The organism is Moorena producens PAL-8-15-08-1, assembly GCF_001767235.1.
Lineage (GTDB): Bacteria > Cyanobacteriota > Cyanobacteriia > Cyanobacteriales > Coleofasciculaceae > Moorena > Moorena producens_A.
On sequence record NZ_CP017599.1, the window covers coordinates 6,646,805 to 6,664,868 of the forward strand.

General features: G+C 43.2%; 17 protein-coding genes. 10 read left to right on the plus strand and 7 right to left on the minus strand.

Translation table 11 applies throughout. The features are described from left to right. The first annotated feature begins 25 nt into the window (after nt 1–25). The 3 genes from BJP34_RS24350 to lepB all read left to right on the plus strand — a co-directional run bounded on the left by BJP34_RS24350 (nt 26) and on the right by lepB (nt 3,378). Entirely contained in the window at nt 26–328 is a 303-nt protein-coding gene (locus tag BJP34_RS24350; RefSeq protein ID WP_418904171.1) for a type II toxin-antitoxin system Phd/YefM family antitoxin, read from the plus strand. A gap of 144 nt (nt 329–472) precedes the next feature. Then, a complete protein-coding gene (locus tag BJP34_RS24355) occupies nt 473–865 on the plus strand; it encodes a hypothetical protein (protein WP_070394575.1) in 393 nt (130 codons plus the stop codon). A 41-nt stretch (nt 866–906) separates the two neighbouring features. After that, entirely contained in the window at nt 907–3,378 is a 2,472-nt protein-coding gene (lepB, locus tag BJP34_RS24360; RefSeq protein ID WP_070394576.1) for a signal peptidase I, read from the plus strand. A 127-nt stretch (nt 3,379–3,505) separates the two neighbouring features. Here the strand turns inward: lepB and BJP34_RS24365 are convergent, their stop codons facing one another. Beyond that, on the minus strand, nt 3,506–7,084 hold the full coding sequence (locus BJP34_RS24365; protein WP_070394577.1) for an AAA-like domain-containing protein: 3,579 nt from the start codon (nt 7,082–7,084) through the stop codon (nt 3,506–3,508). Nucleotides 7,085–7,338: 254 nt separating this feature from the next. On the opposite strand from BJP34_RS24365, the gene BJP34_RS24370 reads away from it, so the two are divergent. From BJP34_RS24370 to BJP34_RS40800, 5 genes are all read left to right on the plus strand, one after another. Then, nucleotides 7,339–7,689: a hypothetical protein gene (locus tag BJP34_RS24370; protein ID WP_070394578.1), complete on the plus strand. Its 351-nt coding sequence runs from the start codon at nt 7,339–7,341 to the stop codon at nt 7,687–7,689. A 15-nt stretch (nt 7,690–7,704) separates the two neighbouring features. Next, complete coding sequence (locus BJP34_RS24375) at nt 7,705–8,103, plus strand: hypothetical protein (protein ID WP_070394579.1); 399 nt, start codon at nt 7,705–7,707, stop codon at nt 8,101–8,103. A gap of 151 nt (nt 8,104–8,254) precedes the next feature. Beyond that, complete coding sequence (locus tag BJP34_RS24380) at nt 8,255–9,178, plus strand: hypothetical protein (RefSeq protein WP_070394580.1); 924 nt, start codon at nt 8,255–8,257, stop codon at nt 9,176–9,178. Between the two features lie 735 nt (nt 9,179–9,913). Further along, complete coding sequence (locus BJP34_RS24385; RefSeq protein WP_083305330.1) at nt 9,914–11,353, plus strand: AAA-like domain-containing protein; 1,440 nt, start codon at nt 9,914–9,916, stop codon at nt 11,351–11,353. Between the two features lie 168 nt (nt 11,354–11,521). Next, the gene (locus BJP34_RS40800) at nt 11,522–11,710 is read left to right on the plus strand and encodes a hypothetical protein (protein WP_149031157.1); all 189 of its coding nucleotides are present in this window, start codon (nt 11,522–11,524) and stop codon (nt 11,708–11,710) included. On the opposite strand, the gene BJP34_RS24390 is transcribed toward BJP34_RS40800, so the two are convergent. After that, nucleotides 11,672–12,562 carry an ABC transporter permease gene (locus tag BJP34_RS24390; protein ID WP_070394582.1) on the minus strand — a complete coding sequence of 297 codons (891 nt, stop codon included), beginning with the start codon at nt 12,560–12,562 and terminating at the stop codon, nt 11,672–11,674. The two genes, BJP34_RS40800 and BJP34_RS24390, sit on opposite strands and share 39 nt — an antisense overlap. 176 nt (nt 12,563–12,738) lie before the next feature. Next, entirely contained in the window at nt 12,739–12,915 is a 177-nt protein-coding gene (locus tag BJP34_RS44335) for a hypothetical protein (protein ID WP_158517439.1), read from the minus strand. On the opposite strand from BJP34_RS44335, the gene BJP34_RS49345 reads away from it, so the two are divergent. After that, entirely contained in the window at nt 12,910–13,038 is a 129-nt protein-coding gene (locus BJP34_RS49345; protein WP_267876356.1) for a hypothetical protein, read from the plus strand. The two genes, BJP34_RS44335 and BJP34_RS49345, sit on opposite strands and share 6 nt — an antisense overlap. On the opposite strand, the gene BJP34_RS24395 is transcribed toward BJP34_RS49345, so the two are convergent. The 3 genes from BJP34_RS24395 to BJP34_RS24400 all read right to left on the minus strand — a co-directional run bounded on the left by BJP34_RS24395 (nt 13,012) and on the right by BJP34_RS24400 (nt 16,215). Further along, nucleotides 13,012–13,971: an ABC transporter permease gene (locus BJP34_RS24395; protein ID WP_070394583.1), complete on the minus strand. Its 960-nt coding sequence runs from the start codon at nt 13,969–13,971 to the stop codon at nt 13,012–13,014. The genes BJP34_RS49345 and BJP34_RS24395 overlap by 27 nt on opposite strands. Further along, a complete protein-coding gene (locus tag BJP34_RS44340) occupies nt 13,952–14,095 on the minus strand; it encodes a hypothetical protein (RefSeq protein ID WP_158517440.1) in 144 nt (47 codons plus the stop codon). Before BJP34_RS44340 ends, BJP34_RS24395 begins: the two co-directional genes overlap by 20 nt. Nucleotides 14,096–14,496: 401 nt before the next feature. Further along, entirely contained in the window at nt 14,497–16,215 is a 1,719-nt protein-coding gene (locus tag BJP34_RS24400) for a peptide ABC transporter substrate-binding protein (RefSeq protein WP_229424008.1), read from the minus strand. A gap of 297 nt (nt 16,216–16,512) precedes the next feature. Here BJP34_RS24400 and BJP34_RS24405 point away from each other — a divergent pair, with 297 nt between their 5' ends. Next, nucleotides 16,513–16,725 carry a helix-turn-helix domain-containing protein gene (locus BJP34_RS24405; RefSeq protein ID WP_070394585.1) on the plus strand — a complete coding sequence of 71 codons (213 nt, stop codon included), beginning with the start codon at nt 16,513–16,515 and terminating at the stop codon, nt 16,723–16,725. An 11-nt stretch (nt 16,726–16,736) separates the two neighbouring features. On the opposite strand, the gene BJP34_RS24410 is transcribed toward BJP34_RS24405, so the two are convergent. Further along, nucleotides 16,737–17,948: an RNA-guided endonuclease InsQ/TnpB family protein gene (locus BJP34_RS24410; RefSeq protein ID WP_070394586.1), complete on the minus strand. Its 1,212-nt coding sequence runs from the start codon at nt 17,946–17,948 to the stop codon at nt 16,737–16,739. Nucleotides 17,949–18,064 lie beyond the last annotated feature (116 nt).

Genomic DNA, 18,064 nt, shown 5'->3' on the forward strand with positions numbered 1-18,064 from the left:
TGATCTACAAGTCAGCCTCAATGAAATGATGTTAAGTCGGGAAACTACCTATTCTCAAGCAAACGCTAACCTAGCTAGCATCCTAGATCAAGTTTACGATGAACGCGAAATTATCGTAATCAAGCGTGATAACCAGAAAAATGTCGCGTTAATTGCTGAAGATGAATTGTCAAGCATCTTAGAAACCATTTACCTATTGCGATCGCCAGAAAATGCCAAGCACCTGTTTAGGGCTTTGGAATGGGCAGAGTCAGACGAAGCTACTCCTCAACGTTTGGAAGAATTGGGTATTAAGTCGTCAGAAGAGCAAGAAAGACGACATTGCTGAATTAACCGAGTTGAGATTCAGTCAATTTATCCAAATATAGCTACAATACAGCCAATAGTCCCATTTTTAGTTGATTGAGGGTGCTCATGGCTGAAAAGGGATAGACGATTGGCTTTACCGTGAGCGGCTAAGGAGAAGTTAGTTATGAGTGGCGATCGCTATATTCAAGCAGGTAGGGATTACCGTGAAACAGGTAGAGATTACCGAGAAACCAACTTCAGGGACCAAGGTAATTACAAAGAGAAGCATTACAACAATAACCCAGAGCAAAAACAAAACCTCGCGGAAGCTGCAGCAGAGATTCAACAATTACTAGAGACCTTAGACAAAACTTACCCTACCGATACTACCACTGGAAAGATGAATGTGGCAGCAGCAGCAGTTGATCAGATTGACACTAACCCTGCTTTGAGTAATAGAGTACTCAGTGCCTTGAAAGCTGGTGGTGTCAGTGCTTTTGAGCAACTGCTGAACCATCCGGCTGCTAGTTTTGTTATCGGTGCGCTGGAAGATTGGCAGGAAACTCAGCAGTCTTAACACCAGACTAAACTTCGATCACCCTAGCTTAATCAACAGTCGTGACTGAAGAACGAAAGCGGCCAGAGCGTCAAATTAAGACAGGACGTAATTACCGGGAGACTGATTTTGGTGACCACGGTTCGTATTCCGAAACTAATTACTACTATAATTCGGAGCAGCCAAGACATGTGCCAGCTCCCCTTTGGAGAGAATTACAACGCAAGCTAATTGGATGGCTCGACCGTAATCAGTATGCTGCTAGTTGCATTCGCAAACAGTTACTGGTAGAAGTCAAGCGGGAGGTAAAAACTCGACTCCAAGATTCTCTGCACCAAGACCAGTTAGAGATGAATCTGTATCTGGAATTACCCATGGAGGAGAGCAAGGGAGCGGTAGAGCGTGACCAGCGACAGAAAGTAATTCCCCTAATGCCTCAAACCTCAGCAATGGAGGTATTTGAACGGCCAGATGTGAAAGGTCGGTTACTAATTTTAGGGGAACCGGGGTCTGGGAAAACGACCACTTTACTAAGATTAGCAGAGGAGTTAGTTAACCAAGCAGAACAGAATCATGCTGCACCGATCCCCATCATCTTTGAGCTTTCTGCCTGGAAAAATGATCAGCAACCCCTTGATCAATGGTTAGTCGCTCAACTCAAGAGCAATTACAGCATTGACGAAAAAATCAGCCAACAATGGCTGAAAAACTATCAACTACTGCCCCTTCTCGATGGTTTAGACGAGTTAGGCATACCCCGTCAACGGCTGTGCGTCACCAAAATTAATCAGTTTTTCAAGCAAGACATCCAACGCCGTGGGGTGGTTTGCTGTCGCGTGGAAGAATATCAGCAAGGAAGAGTCAAACTACGTAAACTTAATGGGGCTTATCGCTTGCAGTCCCCCAATGATGTCCAAATCCAAGAGTATCTCCAGCGCCTGGGTAAACCGGAGCTTTGGCAAGTGCTATCCAGTCATGCCCAGATGAGAGAACTGGCAGATAAACCCCTGTTTTTAAACGTGATGGTGACGGCATACCAGGGGCAGCCGATTACCAATGAAGCACAACTGTGGTCAGCCTATGTAGAGGAGCGCTTAACGTTACCCCTTAATAAGCAAAACTATCCCAAGGGAGTTCCTTATGGGGATAAGGAGACTAGACATTGGTTGACTTATCTAGCTCGGCAATTAGTAGCCGATTCAACCACTGAATTTTTAATTGAAAATATCCAGTCATATTGGTTAACAGAAGGTTTTCAAAGAAGTGTTTTTAGATTAATTTCTGGACTGATTGTTGGTCTGCTTTATGGTTTGATATTTGGTCTGGTTTATGATTTGATATTCGGTCTGGTTTATGGGCTGATATTTGGGCTAATTTTAGGGCTAAAATTCACGGATTTTAAAGACTATGAAAGACAAGCTGAAGCTTTGGTTGTAAGTTGGTATGGACTGACGTTTTGTCTAATTTTTGGGCTGACTTTTTGTCTAATTTTTGGGCTGACTTTTTTGCTAATTTTTGGGCTGACGTTTTGTCTAATTTTTGGGCTGACTTTTTTGGTGATTTTATTTTTAGGATGGATGATTTTTGGGCGTTTTTTTTGCTTAAAAACAGAAATGGCTAAGGAAAACCCTAATCAAAGTATAAAAGAATCTTTTAAAAAAACGTTTATTATTCCCCTGTTTGCTTTTCCGGCTGGGGCATTAATTTTTCCATTTGTCTCCATCTTTACCCCAGCTAACTTTGATTTGACTAGCTCTTTAAGAATGGGTTTACTTGTAGGATTGGTTTCGGCACTAGCAAGTGGGGGTCAAGACTGGATACCGCACTTGACCCTGAGGCTAATTTTGTGGCAAAGGGGAGCAATTCCTTGGAACTATGCCAGGTTCCTCAGTTATGCCGCAGAACGGCGGTTGATTCAGCAAGTGGGAGGCCGTTACCGTTTTATTCATGATTCCCTACGTCAGTATTTTGTGGGCAATGAACCTGTTCCAGCCCCCCTGATTGAAGGTTATAAAAACCCTGGGCTAGGCTATATTCTGTTGGGATTTTCTCTGTTTGTTTTTCTAATTCTTAGTAGCAGCATCTATAGGGTTGACAGTGGGCTAGAATCAACGGTAGTACCAGTAGTCCAGAGCGGTGATGTGGTTCTCACGGATATGGTCACCGGTAATTGGCGCAAATTCAACCACGGAGATGTGATTGAGTTTTGGGTTAGCAATAATTTGGCGAAGCAAGGCTTTAATGGTAAGAAGTACATTATGCGGATTGTGGCGTTACCTGGGGACAAGTTTGCCATTAAGCAAGGAGAGGTTTATCTCAATGGTCAACGGCTGCAAACTGACTACATTCAAGCAATTCTCATCCAAGATGATGACGAAGTAGAGAGAGAAATCCCCTCTTGTTGCTATTTAGTTTTGGGTAAAAATCCAGATGATCAGGATAAGTTGTTGATGCGCTTGGTGCATAGGAAGCAAATTTATGGTCAAGTCTTATTTCGTCTGTTTCCCTTTGGGCGATTTGGCAAGGTGGATTAATATCATGTCCGGTTGAATACTTATACTTTATACTAAGGGCAAAAGCAAGGCAGAAGGCAGAAGGCAGAAGGCAGAAGTAAAGAAGTAAGCTTTGTCCTCACTCGTGATGAGAATTGCTATATCTGTTTTAAAGAGCACTTTGGCAAGCAGACTCTAATTCTTCCATCTCAGCATGTGTAGCTCGGTAATCATCAAGCCAGTTGCAACCTAGCCTCATCAAATTATCAAGATCTAGCTCCAAATTCCACAACTTTACCGTGTTATCAGACCCAGCGGAAGCGAGAAATTTACCATCACGGCTGAAACTCACACTGTTAACCCAACCACGGTGACCAATTAAGGTTTGCAGTTCCTTTCCTGTCGTGGTATCCCATAGCCTTACCGTATTGTCAAGACTAGCAGAAGCTAAGAGCTTGCCATCAGGGCTAAATTCGACACTGGTAAGCTGGTTGTTGTGACCACGTAGGGTTTGCACTATAGTGCCATCCTCTACACGCCACAGTTTTACGGTATGATCTGCACTAGCAGAGGCGATCATCTTACTATCAGGACTGAAATTAATACTCTTGACATTTGTGTGATGACCAGTGAGAGTTTGCTCTAAAGTGATGCCATTCTCTAAATTCCATAGCTTTACTGTGCGATCATGACCCGCAGAAGCAAGAAATTTGCCGTTGGGGCTGAAACTCACAGTTGTTACCACACCACTTCTAATTTTATTGGGATGAGCAGCAAGAGTTTGCACCAGTATGCCTTCCTTAAGATTCCATAGCTTTACTAAGCCGTCCTTACTCGCAGAAGCAAGCATCTTGCCATCAGGACTAAAATCGACACTGGTTACCATGTGGTTATGACCGACAAAAACATGCACACGTTGACTATTCTCTAGATTCCATACCCTGACTCTACGGTCCTCACTACCAGAGGCCAGAAATTTGCCATCAGGACTGAAACTCACACTTTTGACAGAGTCAGCATGATTTCCCAGAGTCTGTAACAGATTGCCATCTTTGACACGCCATAGTTTCACGGTGCGATCTGCACTGCCAGAAGCTAGGGTGCTACCATCAGGACTAAAAGCAACACTCCGGACCCGATCATGATGACCAAAAAGGGTTTGTGGTTCAATCCCTTGTATTTCCCAAAGCCTCACGCTTTGGTCTGTACTAGCAGAGGCGAGCATTTTGCCGTCGGGACTGAAACTGACATCCCAAACTTGACGGCGATGACCCCTGAAAGTTTCCGGCTCAAGTCCCTTGGTCTCTAAATTCCACAGTTTGATCGTGCCATCTTCACTAGTAGAAGCCAAAAGCGGAGCCTGAGCATAGGTGGGAGTAAAACTAACGCTCCGCACAGGAGTTCGATGACCCTCAAAGGTATGCACTAGACTACCATCCTCAATACTCCACAACTTCACTGTGTGGTCAAAACTACCAGAAGCAAGGAGTTTGCCATCTGGACTAAAGCTGACACTACTGAGCTTATTGCGATGACCTGTAAAGGTATGGGCAAGGGTACCATCCTCAACATTCCAGAGCTTGAGTGTGTCGTCAAAGCTAGCAGAGGCAAGCAGCTTACCATTGGGACTGAACCGGACACTTAAAACTGGTTCAGTACTGTGATTGAGGATTCTAATCCGGGTGCCATTTTCCACCTTCAGCAGTGCTATCGTGCCATTGAAAGCTGCCGCCGCCAGGATTTTGCTATCTGGGCTAAAACTAATGCTAGCAATCTTAGGGTTATGAGCAGTAAACGTTTTGAGCAGGGTACCCTTCAAAGCATCCCAAAGTTTAATCGTGCCATCCCAACCAGCAGAGGCAAGGAGTTTGCCATCTGGACTGAAGGTGATGCTCAAAACATTATCACTATGCCCTTCGAGGGTTTTTAGTAAGTTGCCCTTGAGATCCCACAGCTTGACCGTCTGATCTGCACTAGCAGAGGCAATCGTTTGACCATCAGGACTAAAGCTCACACTGATCACCGCAGCTTCATGTCCCTCAAGGCGATTGCGTTCTGTAGTAAGGTAAATTGCCTGACGGAGGGTATCAATTACCTGCTTACGTGTCTCTGGTTCCACTGGCTGCCACTTTTCCATGCCTCGTAGTTTTTTTCCTGCTTGCAGGGCTTTCGACAGAGACTCAAAGGGACTGGAGTCCAACGCTTTTTGGGAGTTGACACTAAGCAGTGATAGCTTTAATTCTGCAAGCTCTCGTTTAGCTTGTCTAACTTGCAATCCGACGACGGTGGCAACTAACAACAAAATTGCCAGAATGCCAGAACCAATACCAACGATCATCTTGGCTGTTTGTTTTGCTTTGGTTAATTCGGCTTTAGCTTGCTGTTGCGCTTTGGTTAAAGTTTGATTGGCCTGGGCTAAGAGGCGACTTTGTCCTTGTTGAAGAACTAGATTAATTTCAACTTTTCGCTTCTCAAAATCCTGACTCGCCCCTAAAAAACGATAATCAATAGGACTTAAACTTTTATCACTCGCCCATTGCAAGGCATCTTGCAATGCTTGACCGTGCAATAGACGGGATTCATCTTGATAATGGGAAGCAACCCAAGCAGTGAAATTTTCAGAGTAAGGACGCAGCTTTTCTAATTGCTTCTCTACCCATTGCTGATTGAAAACCTGGTGGTAAATACGGTTATAGACCCTTAATTTACCCTGCTGTTGTACCACTAATCCTGCTAAACGCAACTCTGTTTGTTCCACAGAAGAGTCAGCAATGATTTCTCCTTGCAGTAGAATCTGTTGATAGATACCGAGGAGCCTAGCAACACCTTGAGGATTACGGAAGATGCGATCGCGGATTGTCCGCAAGTGTTCGGGTTCGTCTTGTGCTTCCCAGTTCTCGATGATCTGCTTGCGTACTATCTCCTCAAGGGATTGGGAACTCACAATTCTATCTTTGTCTGCTTCTCGAACTACAAGCTGACATAGTTTTTGGGTCAGAAATGGCTGTCCTCCCGTCCAAGCGAGGATGTCTGCTAAAATCCCTTGCGGCTTGTCTACTTTTCCTGCTAAACCCTTAGCTAAGGGTTGGGATTCCTGTAGTTTAAATCCTTGTAATTCTATTGCCTGACCAATATTAAAAGTAGTTTGGGTTTTATCTTTAATCAAATCGCTTGGGGTTGCCACTCCCAAAAGGGCAAAAGTCAGACGACGATAGGCAGGATTATCTACTCGCCGATTGTAAAAAAAGCGGATTAAAGCAAAAAAGTCATCTAAGGAAAAATTTAGACTTAAAACGCGGTCGATTTCATCAACAAAAACGACAATAGTTTCTTGTGTTTCTGTTAAAAAAATATCCTCGATAAAGGAATGCAAGCGCTGTATGGGCGAAAGTAAATCTCTGCGTTCTCGCCACCAAGAAAGCCAATTAAATTTTTCTTTGAGCGGGTGGCTACTAACAAGAGAATAGATAATTCCGGCATACCATTTTTCAGGAGTAATACCCTCTTTGCCAATCCCGGTCAAATCAACAAAAGCACAAACGATACCGTCTGCTTGTAGCTTTTGCATCACCCGCACGCGCAGGCTAGATTTACCCATTTGTCGGGAATTGAGAACATAGCAAAGTTGTCCGGCTTTTAAGTTGTGATAAAGTTCCCAGTCGGCTTGTCGCGTTACGTAACTCGGTGCATCAGCCGGAAGACTACCACCAATATGATATTCGTAATCAGAGTTTGAATTGTCACTCATGGCAGCACAGCACATCTACTGCGGGATATAGCTATGATGGCATAGATTTGCCAGCCCAGATCAATCCTCCTGACTTTTTCCTATTTTAATTTTATTTGACCTGATTTAATCCTATTTTTATCGCTCAACTATCCTTGGAATTACCTGATTTTATTCCCATGGTTGTTTTTTCTATATATCAAGATAATGATTGATATCAAGCTTATTTCAGCTTTGGGCTTGAGCAATGTACTAATTAATCACAGGGAAAAATCATGGCTAGAATTTCAGACTATAGCATTATACGAGACAGCAAGTTCACTTTGCAAGTTGGCGCAGATATCGATCAAGATTTTTCATTTTCTCTTCCCGGTGATGCCCATTTAGGTTCGAGATCTATTCTTGCCTTCATGGTTTATCCCACTAGCGAGCGAGTTAGCTTCAATATTTCTGTCAATAATTCTAATCAGGTCAGTTTTACTTTAGGGAATTCTGGCTTAAACACCATCCACGAAGTGATTAGTGCCAATTTACTCAAACATGGCAACAATCGGATCAAATTTGTGGTTACCCAGGGTCGTATGACCTTTGCTGATGTGGTTCTGTGGTGGCAGCGTGATGTGTAGTAGGTAGTGTAGACATTGCCTACACTGAGTCACCTTCCAACTATTGTCGGGTTTTTACCAACCGCTTGCGTAGAAAATGAAGTATCTCGCCAACCGGATAGCTCTACTGATTGCCTTTGGGTACCCGACTTAATTTGGCAATCAGGAATTCGTCGCAATATTAGCCTAGAAATAGAAGCAACTGGTAACCACGATCTCAGGGTAGAACTTGAAGGCCCAGTCGGGATATTTCAAGTCTTTAATGTATCGGCTGCACCAGCTCTTCCTCAATTCCGAAAGTTAACAGGAGACTTTGAAGGCATTGTTTCTGTGCGCGTGCAATGTGAGAAATCACCTGTTAATTCTTGTTCGGCTTGTACATACAAATACAAGATTTGCTACCCCAGACAGCTTGGTTTTGTTTCTCCTAACTAAGGATTGTTGTAGGAACTTAATGACTGGATTTTCGTCAACTCGAATCTAGAGTGCATCTACCATTAGCCGCAACTAGCACGCAGAAGAGAGCAAATTGGCTAGTTGGACATTCACTCAACATTACATCTATGCATTCAGGTGAACAAAGATTATGAAACGAAATGCGATCGCATTCTTCCTAACACTCGGATTCACGTTACCACTATTGAGTTTAAATGCTACTGCATCGAGTCCAGTTTTCCCCGAATCTACTCCTCAATTGCAGCCTCCTGCCTCAGAAGCTAATCAACTAGAAACCACTACCAATACACAGATTGCTCTGACGGAAACCTCAGACACTACGCCTACCCAGTTTTGGTGGTTGCAAGGTGTGTCTGTTAACCAAATCAAAGCCAAGCTTAAGGAAGGTTATCGAATTATTGACCTGGAAGTAGAATCTACCTCTCCCTATCGCTTTAGCGCCGCAATGGTGAAAAACCAAGGTGCATATGCCAAGAAATGGTGGTGGTACTACGGTATAACGTCTGAGACCCTCAAAGAAAAACTCTCGCAAAATCGGGCTCGGATTATCGACTTGCAAGTTTATCGGGTCAATGGCAAAAAACGCTATGCAGTCGTTCTCGTTTCCAATACAGCTTCTGAAGCTAAGGCTTGGTGGTACTATACTGACCTTTCCTTTAATGACATCATGGCAAAAGCCAAGGATAATCAAGCACGCATTGTTGACCTCGATACCTATGTTGTCGGTGGTAAGCGCCTGTTTAGTGCTGTAATGATTAAAAATACAGGTGCAGACCGCAAGGCGTGGTGGGTTTATTCCAACAAATCACCCAGCTTTATTAGCTCGAAACTCAAAGAAAACAAAGCCAGATTAATCGATATCGAAAGGCGCGGCAACAATACTTTTACTGTCGTCATGGAACGCTCTCAAGGTCAACGCTGGTGGTGGTACTACGGTAAAACCGCAGCGCAAGTTAATCAACTGTGGCGACAAAATGGGGCCAGAATTTTTGATGTTGAGCCTTACACCGTCAATGGCAACAAACGCTTTGCAGTGCTGATGCTAGACAACTAAAGGGCGCTCACAGGTCGGATGCCGAGACTACTGGCAACTATAGCGCTAGCCGCAAGGCAAGAGGCAAGAGGCAAGAGGCAAAAGTTAACTACATGCATCGCAGGTGCGCTTTCCGTATTAAGAATTTAATTCGCCACGGGTCGCACTTTTTCAGCTTTTATCAATGTCCTAAGCTTAATGCGTACTGCTATAACCGGAAGGGTGGGGCATACGGTCTTTATCTCAAGGCAGTGAACGGTAACATTCTGGCATCGTCACAACGTGATTGTACTCATTATCCATCCACAGGATAAGTGACTGTGAAAAGGATGCATCTACCTCCACCACAGTAATAATCACAAAGAATTCAGACATGAAATCTCAAAATCCTCAATTTGAGCTAGGAACGAATGTAACGAATTTGGGATACTGACGAATATGACATTACCCTTAATAAAAATTTCCCCCATCTCCCTATCTCCCTATCTCCCTATCTCCCTATCTCCCCACACTTCCCACGCTCCCCCTTCTTTTTTACAAATATGAGATACACCCGGTTAACTCTCTAACTGTGATGTCTCCCAGATTACCCTGTTGTGGCTCCTTGATTCACCCTTAACTTGCCAAGTCGTGTAATATAGAAAATAGAATCCAGACTGGTATCTGTGTCAGGGTAAACGCAAGAATCAATAAGGCGGCATTCTTATCAACAATATTGATATAAATATGCAATAGTGCTGAGAATCAAGGCTTAATATGGTCATAATTCTTGCCCTATATCGCATTTTGGCTCAATTTGTCTTGCGCTTACCCTGGTATCTGTGTCTTCATCCGAAACGACTCAGAATGAGTAACTTAGAATCAGGACTGACTTGGCAGCAGGCAAAAGAGATAGCAGAACAACTGCTTTTCCAAAAGACCCAAAAGCACCTTAATGATATAGAAATACTTGTACTTGAAGGTTCTTGGGCAGGACTAACCTATGAAGAAATTGGCAAACGAGCTGGCTATAGTACAGAGTACCTTAACAAAGATATTGGCAATCAGTTATGGAAAAAGCTGTCTGAAGCTTTAGGTGAAAAGTTAACTAAAAAGAATTTTAAAGTCGCCTTAGAGAGAGCTAAAACTCAACTACAAACTAGTATCAATTTGCCCTCATCGCTCCGTGTTTCAGCAACAGAATTCCCTTTTCCAGAAGGTGCAGTTGCACCGTCTTCTCCCTTTTACATCGAACGAGATGGTATTGAATCTCTTGGCTATAAAACAGTAGTTAAACCGGCGGCGTTAATTCGGATTAAAGCCCCAAAGTTAATGGGTAAGACCTCTTTGATCATGAAGCTGTTAGACCATGCTGCTTCAGAAAATGCTCAAACAGTGTATCTGAGTTTGAATAGCGTCAATAAGTCCGTTTTGACTAATTTGGAGCTATTTCTACGCTCGCTTTGCCTACAGGTTAGTCGGGAGTTAAAGTTAGCTAATCAGCTAGATAATTATTGGGATACGGAAATTTTCGGTAGCAACGATAACTGTACACTGTACTTTGAAGAGTATTTATTGCCCCAAATTAATTGTCCTTTGGTATTAGGATTAGATGATATAGATCGTCTATTTTCCTATAGGGAGGTCATTGAAGATTTTTTGGGTATGCTACGCAGCTGGCATGAAAAAGGAAAAATTGCTGATATCTGGAGACAACTGCGATTAGTCGTCGCCCATTCAACGGAAGTTTATATCCCCTTAGATATCAATCAATCTCCTTTCAATGCCGGAGTACCATTAGAACTAACAGAATTTGACTCAATTCAAGTAAAAAGTTTAGCTTGTTTCCATGGGCTTAATTGGAACAATAGTGAGGTTGAAAAGCTCATGAAAATGGTATGCGGACATCCTTATCTAGTACGTTTAGGAATATATGAAATTGCATGTGGAAAGATAACATTAGAGGAATTGTTACAAGCAGCAGCCACAGAAGCAGGTATTTACAGCAACCATTTACGACGACATTTGCAAGCACTACGACAAGCACCAGAATTAGCTAAAGCATTGCAGCAAGTTGTCACTTCATGGGAGCCAGTCGAATTAGATTCACTCCAGATTTACAAGCTACATAGTATGGGATTAGTAGAGCAGCAGGGTAATCGAGTCGTACCTCGATGCCATTTGTATCGTGAGTATTTTAGTCGAGTTTTGGTTTGAAACAACCTAGATATTATCAAGTATCCTAGTTTTTAACTTAGGCAAGTTGCTGTAGAGTGGTTAGCCCAACATTTTCCCTATTCCCTACGGGAGCAGGTCTTGCAATGCTTAAACATTAGTACTATTTTCCAGTAGAGCAAGCTTAAACCCATGAGGGGGCTATAGATAATGTACAAATATTCATCCAGGACTAGCTCCCCTTCAGACCTATTACCTATTACCCATTACCCATTACCTATTACCTTAGTACTTTTGTTCGGCAAAAGTGACATGCTCCCATTCCCTACTCCCTACTCCCTACTCCCTACTCCCTACTCCCTACTTTCTCCTCGTTTGCGGATCCAAAGCATCCCTTAACCCATCCCCAATATAATTAATACTAAGCACTGTTAAAAAAATTGCTAATCCCGGAAAAATTGCCATATGAGGGGCTATTTCTATATAATTTTGGGCATCAAATAGCATTCGTCCCCAGGTCGGAACATCAGGGGGAAACCCTAAGCCTAAAAAACTCAAGGTAGACTCAGTAATAATTGCATTCCCCACCGCCAAGGTAGCTGCAACAATTACCGGACTAAGCACATTAGGAAGAATATGAGCCCAAATCAAGCGACGAGGTTTAGCACCAATGGAGCGAGCTGCGGTCACAAAATCCATCTCCCGCACTGTCAAAAAACTAGCTCGTACTAATCGCGCCACCGACATCCAATTCAAGCAACCAATTACTAGCACTATTAATATAAAAACACCCAACTCTGGCCCAGCCACCTGCCGCATGACATCGCGGAATAAATAAATCACTAACAGTAACAACGGTAGCTGAGGTAATGCTAAAAATAAATCCGTCAGACGCATCAGAAACGTATCAATTACTCCTCCATAGAAACCGGATAACGCTCCAATTAACGTCCCCAAAGAAATCGCCACTACCATCGCCGCAATTCCCACCGTTAAAGAGATGCGTCCCCCCCACAATACCCGAGCCAGTTGATCCTGACCTAAATCATTAGTACCAAAAGGATGTGCCCAACTCGGTGGGGCACTGGATAGACTAAAGTCAATTTTGTCAATAGGTGTTTTATCAATGAATGGCCCTAAAACAATGGTAATCACCATAATTAGAAGTACAATAGACCCGATTACAGCCATTCGGTCTTGGCGAAACCGACGCCATCCATCTCCACCAAAAAACTTCCACAGAACACTCATTTCGATAGATCAGTTTTCAATTGGATAAGGTAAAAATTTTTGGGTTTTAGGGAGCAGGGAGCAGGGAGCAGGGAGCAGGCAAGAGGCAAGAGGCAAGAGGCAAGAGGCAAGAGGAAAAAAATTATCTGTACCTCATAGCTATGATAAACGCTATCATGAATTGTGATATAGCGTTTCTAGGATTTATGAGGTACGGTTATCAACCTCAAAGTCCCCCTTATTAAGGGGGACCAACGGGGGATCCCTTTGTACCTCATGGCATAGCGATGCAGCGCGGTCTTGGGGAGGCAGCGCGGTCTTGGGGGTTCCCCCCATGAGCGACTGCCGTGGTTTCCCCCACTCGCGCTTTGCATCAAGACAGAGAATTGCTAGAATTTTTCTTCCCTACTCCCTACTCCCTACTCCCTACTCCCTATTCCCTGTTCCCTGTTCCCTGTTCCCTTTCTACACTATATTATTTGAACTCTCGGATCTAGAATGCCATAAAGTATATCAGCGACTAGATTAAAGACCACAATTAAAATAGCGTAGATAAAAGTAATCGCCATCACTACTGGTGTATCGTTTCGATAGATAGAATCAATCAGCAAAGCACCAATTCCAGGTACTCGGAATACTTGTTCAGTGATTAAAGCACCAGTAAATACAGTAGGAATATCTAGGGCAACTAAGGTGACAACCGGAATCAGAGCATTCCGTAAAATATGGCGATTGACCACTACAAATTGATGTAATCCCTTAGCGTAAGCAGTACGCACGTAGTCTTGATTTAGCTGTTCGAGTATCGATGAACGAATAAAACGCATCAATACTGCTGCTTGAAATAATCCCAATACTACGATGGGCATGATAGACTGCTTAACTTGGATAATAAAACTATTCCAATCTGTTACCTTAAGGGTGCTGTCGTAGATAAAGGGTAGCCAATTTAGCTGGACACTAAACAAAATAATGAACAGCAAACCAGTAAAAAAGGTTGGTAGAGAAAATCCTAGAAAGGCCAGGGTGGTGACAATTTGATCAAAGATTGAGTAACGTTTTAGTGCCGAAATTATTCCTAAGGGAAACGCCAGCAAGACAGCAAAGATATAAGCAGAACCCACAACCCATAACGTAGTAGGTAAACGCTGGAGCATTAGGGCACTAACAGGACTACGGCTAGTGAAGGAGTATCCCATATCCCCTTGGATAAATGACCACGCCCATTTAATATACCGAATCGGGATGGGTTGGTCTAAACCAAGAGCTCGACGAATATTTTCCCGCACTTCCGGCGTAATCGAAGGATTAGTCGCAAATTCCCCCATCGGGTCTCCAGGTGCTAAGGCCAGGATACCGAATACTACGATACTGATAGCAATCAAGGTAGGAATAGAGACTAAAAGACGATTAATTAGGTATCGCGTCATTGAAATTGATGATAGCGGTTTTCAATTTGGTAGGGAACAGGTAACAGGGAACAGGGAACAGGGAATAGGGAATAGGGAACAGGGAATAGGGAGCAGGGAGCAGGGAGCAGGGAGCAGGGAGCATAAAAAAAATCTTTTCTACCTCATAAGTATGGAAAACGCTATAGTTAATTGAAACTTAAATCTTGAATCTTGAATCTTGAATCTTTTTAATTAACTAATGACCAATGATTACTAATATTATGTCAGGATAATTACCCTTCATAAAAATCTCCCCATCTCCCCATCTCCCCATTTCCCCACCTCCCTATCTCCCGATTTCCCCATCTCCCCACACTCCCGTCAATTATGGTTATTCAAGCAGAGTTGATATAGCATTTGTATTTGAGATGTAAACTGAGACGATATTTTTTTATTTTCCTATAAAACTCTGGAGCTCTTGCCCCTGTTGCCTTTTGCTTCTTGCCTCTTGCCTTTTTCGGCAATCGATAACTTTACAACCCAGATACAAACGCTATATAACTATCACTTCCGCTTCCAATCCATAATATTCCAAGTATTGCGATCCCATGGTGTTAAGTCATAACCCTCTAGCTGATTGCTAAACCCAGCTGGGTCAGCCCGATGGACAATGGGCAAAACTACGACTTCATCTTTAACGAGTAAGTCATTCATCTGGATAAAGATTTTCCGACGTTTTTCTGGGTCTAACTCTTTTGTAGACTGCTGCCAAAGCTGATCGTATTTCGGATTACAGTAGCGAGAGACATTTTGCCCAGACCATTGATTAGCTTTCTGGGGAATTTCATCACAAGTATAGGTTTTCAGATACGCACCAGGGTCGGGGCTATCATTCCCTGTGGTGTACATTTGTATGTCAGCATAAAAGTGCTGGGTAGTATCGTTGTTAGCTGGATCACCGGAGAAATAAATACTGGCATCAATACTCTTAAGCTCTACTCCAACCCCAATGGAGGCTAGGGTCTGTTTGACAATTTCCTGGGTCTTCTGGCGCACGGGATTGACCGAAGTCTGAAACAACACAGTCATCTCCACCCCATCTTTATCCCGAATCCCGTTACCATTGGTATCTTTCCAGCCTGCTTCCTCCAACAAGGCTACCGCTTTTTTAGGGTTAAATTCATAGGTAGTATTGGGAGAGTTATATTGCTCTGGTAACACTAAGAAATTCCCTGTGGCTTTGCCCGTTGGTCCATAAAGCTGTTGGGCAATGGTTTCCCGGTCTAGGGCTAGGTTAAACGCCTGACGCACTCGCTTGTCTTTGAAGAACGGATGGGGAAATTTGAGACTAGACCGTTCTCCAGAGGGGGCTTGTTGATTGGGGTCGGTTTGATTGATTAAAATCCGTTCTACCAACGCCCCAAAGATAGCCACCACTTTACCTTTACCCCCTGCTTCCAGTCGCTTCAACACAGGTGCTTCCACTTGCAGATTGTAGGCATAATCCCCATCGCCAGTTTGTAAGACTGCTCTAGCAGCAGAGGTAGCATCACCACCGCCTTTTAGTTCTACTCGCTCGAAATAGGGTTTATCGACTTCTCGGAAGTTAGGGTTAGGCTGATAAACTACCGTATCCCCTGGCTTAAATTCTACGACCTGATAAGGACCGGTTCCTACTGCCATCAAGTTGGCTGGGGCTTGTCGTGCATTAGCACCATTGAAATCTTGATATAAATGGCGTGGCAAAATCATGCCAGCACTACCGGAAAAGACTAAAAACCAAGCTGGATTAACATCCTTGAAGTTGACTTTGACTGTGTAGTCGTCGATTGCTTCAACACTTTTAATAGTTTTATAAGTATTAGCAGTGGTCGAACCTACGGCTGGATTGGTGATGAATTCGTAAGTGAACACCACATCATCAGCCGTGAAAGGGGTGCCATCAGACCATTTTACATTGCGCTTTAGTTTCCAAGTCACTGACTTACCATCAGCCGCAATTCCACCATTCTCTACCGTAGGGACTTCTGCTGCCAAAAACAGAACCATCTCCCCATTTTTGTCATAACTAGTCAGGGGTTCGAGGGTAATCCGACTGGCTTCGGAATCCTTGTAACCATTGGAAAGATGGGGATTGAGGATAGTGGGTGCTTGCCAGTACAGGAGCTTCAAAGTACTGTCTTGATTGGACTGTAAAAGGCCACTATCAGGAGAATTACAGCCAGTTAAACACAAAAGACTCAATAGAATCAGGATATAGTATCTAGTCAAAAATCGTCCCACCAACTTTTCTCGCTAACATACATTTGCCGCAATTGTTGCAATTCTGCCTCAAAACGTACACCTTTGACTAGACCAAGCAATTATTTCCCACTCGGGATTTATCGTCGATTTGAGATACGGTGGTTATGGGTAATCTTTGGCTAAGTATTGTTAATATAAGTAGTATTGCCTTGATGTTTTGTTACATCAGGTTTTTTGATGCGATCGCCCTGAGATAATTCTATGGTTTAAGGGCGATCGCATCTCATAGTTTACGCGATTGAACTATTAAACTATAAAATTCATCAATTGTCAAGTATGGGTTTAGTCAGACTGAAAGTACGAGAACTAGCACAGGAAAAGGGCTGGACACTTAAGGAAGTTTCTGACCGTTCCGGAGTGATTTACAGCACTGTAAGACACTATGCCCGCTGTCCTGGTCTAAAAACAATTGACTATACTTCTATGGATAAATTAGCCAGGACGTTTGATGTGATGGTTCAGGACTTAGTAGAAATTTTAGAAGATTGACACTCCCCGGCCTAAAGGCGCGGGGATTCTTGGATCAACGACTCGTCTTGCTCAACCTGACCGGAATCAGGAACAGTAGAGGACAAATCTCCCCCAGCGTTCGGATCTATGATCCAGGTTCCTGTGTGCCCCACAGTACCCAAGGCTCTCTTTAGAATGTTAATTGCGGCATTGTGATCACGGTCTAACTTACACCCACACTTACAAACGTGAGTCCTAGTTGATAGTGATTTGTTGACAACCTCACCGCAATCAGAGCAATTTTGACTTGTGTAGGCAGGGTTTACTGCAACAGTCACCCTGCCAAATTTAGTCCCAAAGTGCTCGATCCAATTCCTGAATTGGTACCAACCTGCATCATTGATAGACTTGGCGAGACAGTGGTTTTTAACCAGATTCTTGACCCTCAAGTCTTCATAGGCTACCAGGTCGTTAGACCGGACTACGCAACGTGCCAGTCTCTTGGCATGTTCTTCACGTTGCCTACTTATTTTGAGGTGTATTCTGCCTAGTTTATTAATGGCTTTTCGACGGTTGGATGAGCCTTTTTTTTTCCGGGAAACTCGGCTTTGATAGAACTTAAGGCGCTTTTCACCCGTCCTATAAAACCTAGGATTAGGTTCAGCTTTACCCTTAGAATCGGTATAGAAATCTTTTAGTCCGACGTCTAAACCAATATTACTATCACTAGGTTCTAGTTGCTCGTTAATGTCAACCTGAACGCAAAACTGAACGTAGTAACCATCAGCTCTTTTAACTATACGGACTCTCTTGATTTGCTTATTGTCAAACCGCCACAAGTCCCATTTACCCTTGAGCTTGAGCTTTCCGACCCCTTTATTATCGCTGAATATAATCCATTTTTTATCGGGAGATAATTTCCAACCCGACTGCTTATATTCAACGGAGCGACAATGTTTTTGGAACCGGGGAAACCCTTTCTTTCCAGGTGCCTTCTTTTTACAGTTATCATAGAAGCGAGCGATTGATGACCATGCTCTGTCAGAACTAGCCTGACGAGCGGTAGAGTTCAACTCATTAGCAAACGGAAACTGTTTAGCTAGAATCTTGCTATATTTGCTCAAGTCAAATTTATTCACTCCTTTATTGTCCATCCAATAACGGATGCAACTATTACGGATAAATTTTACTGTCTTGATTGCTTCATCTATAGCTAAATATTGGTTTCGTTTGCCGTAGGCTTTGAACTCTATAATAATCATTGGTATCGACCTAACCTTTTAGTTTATTCTACATCATCTAGAAAAAAATTACGGAATATTCTCTAAAAACAAGCTGTTTTAGAAGGACGGTGCTTTAAACCCATTATTTTTGGTAA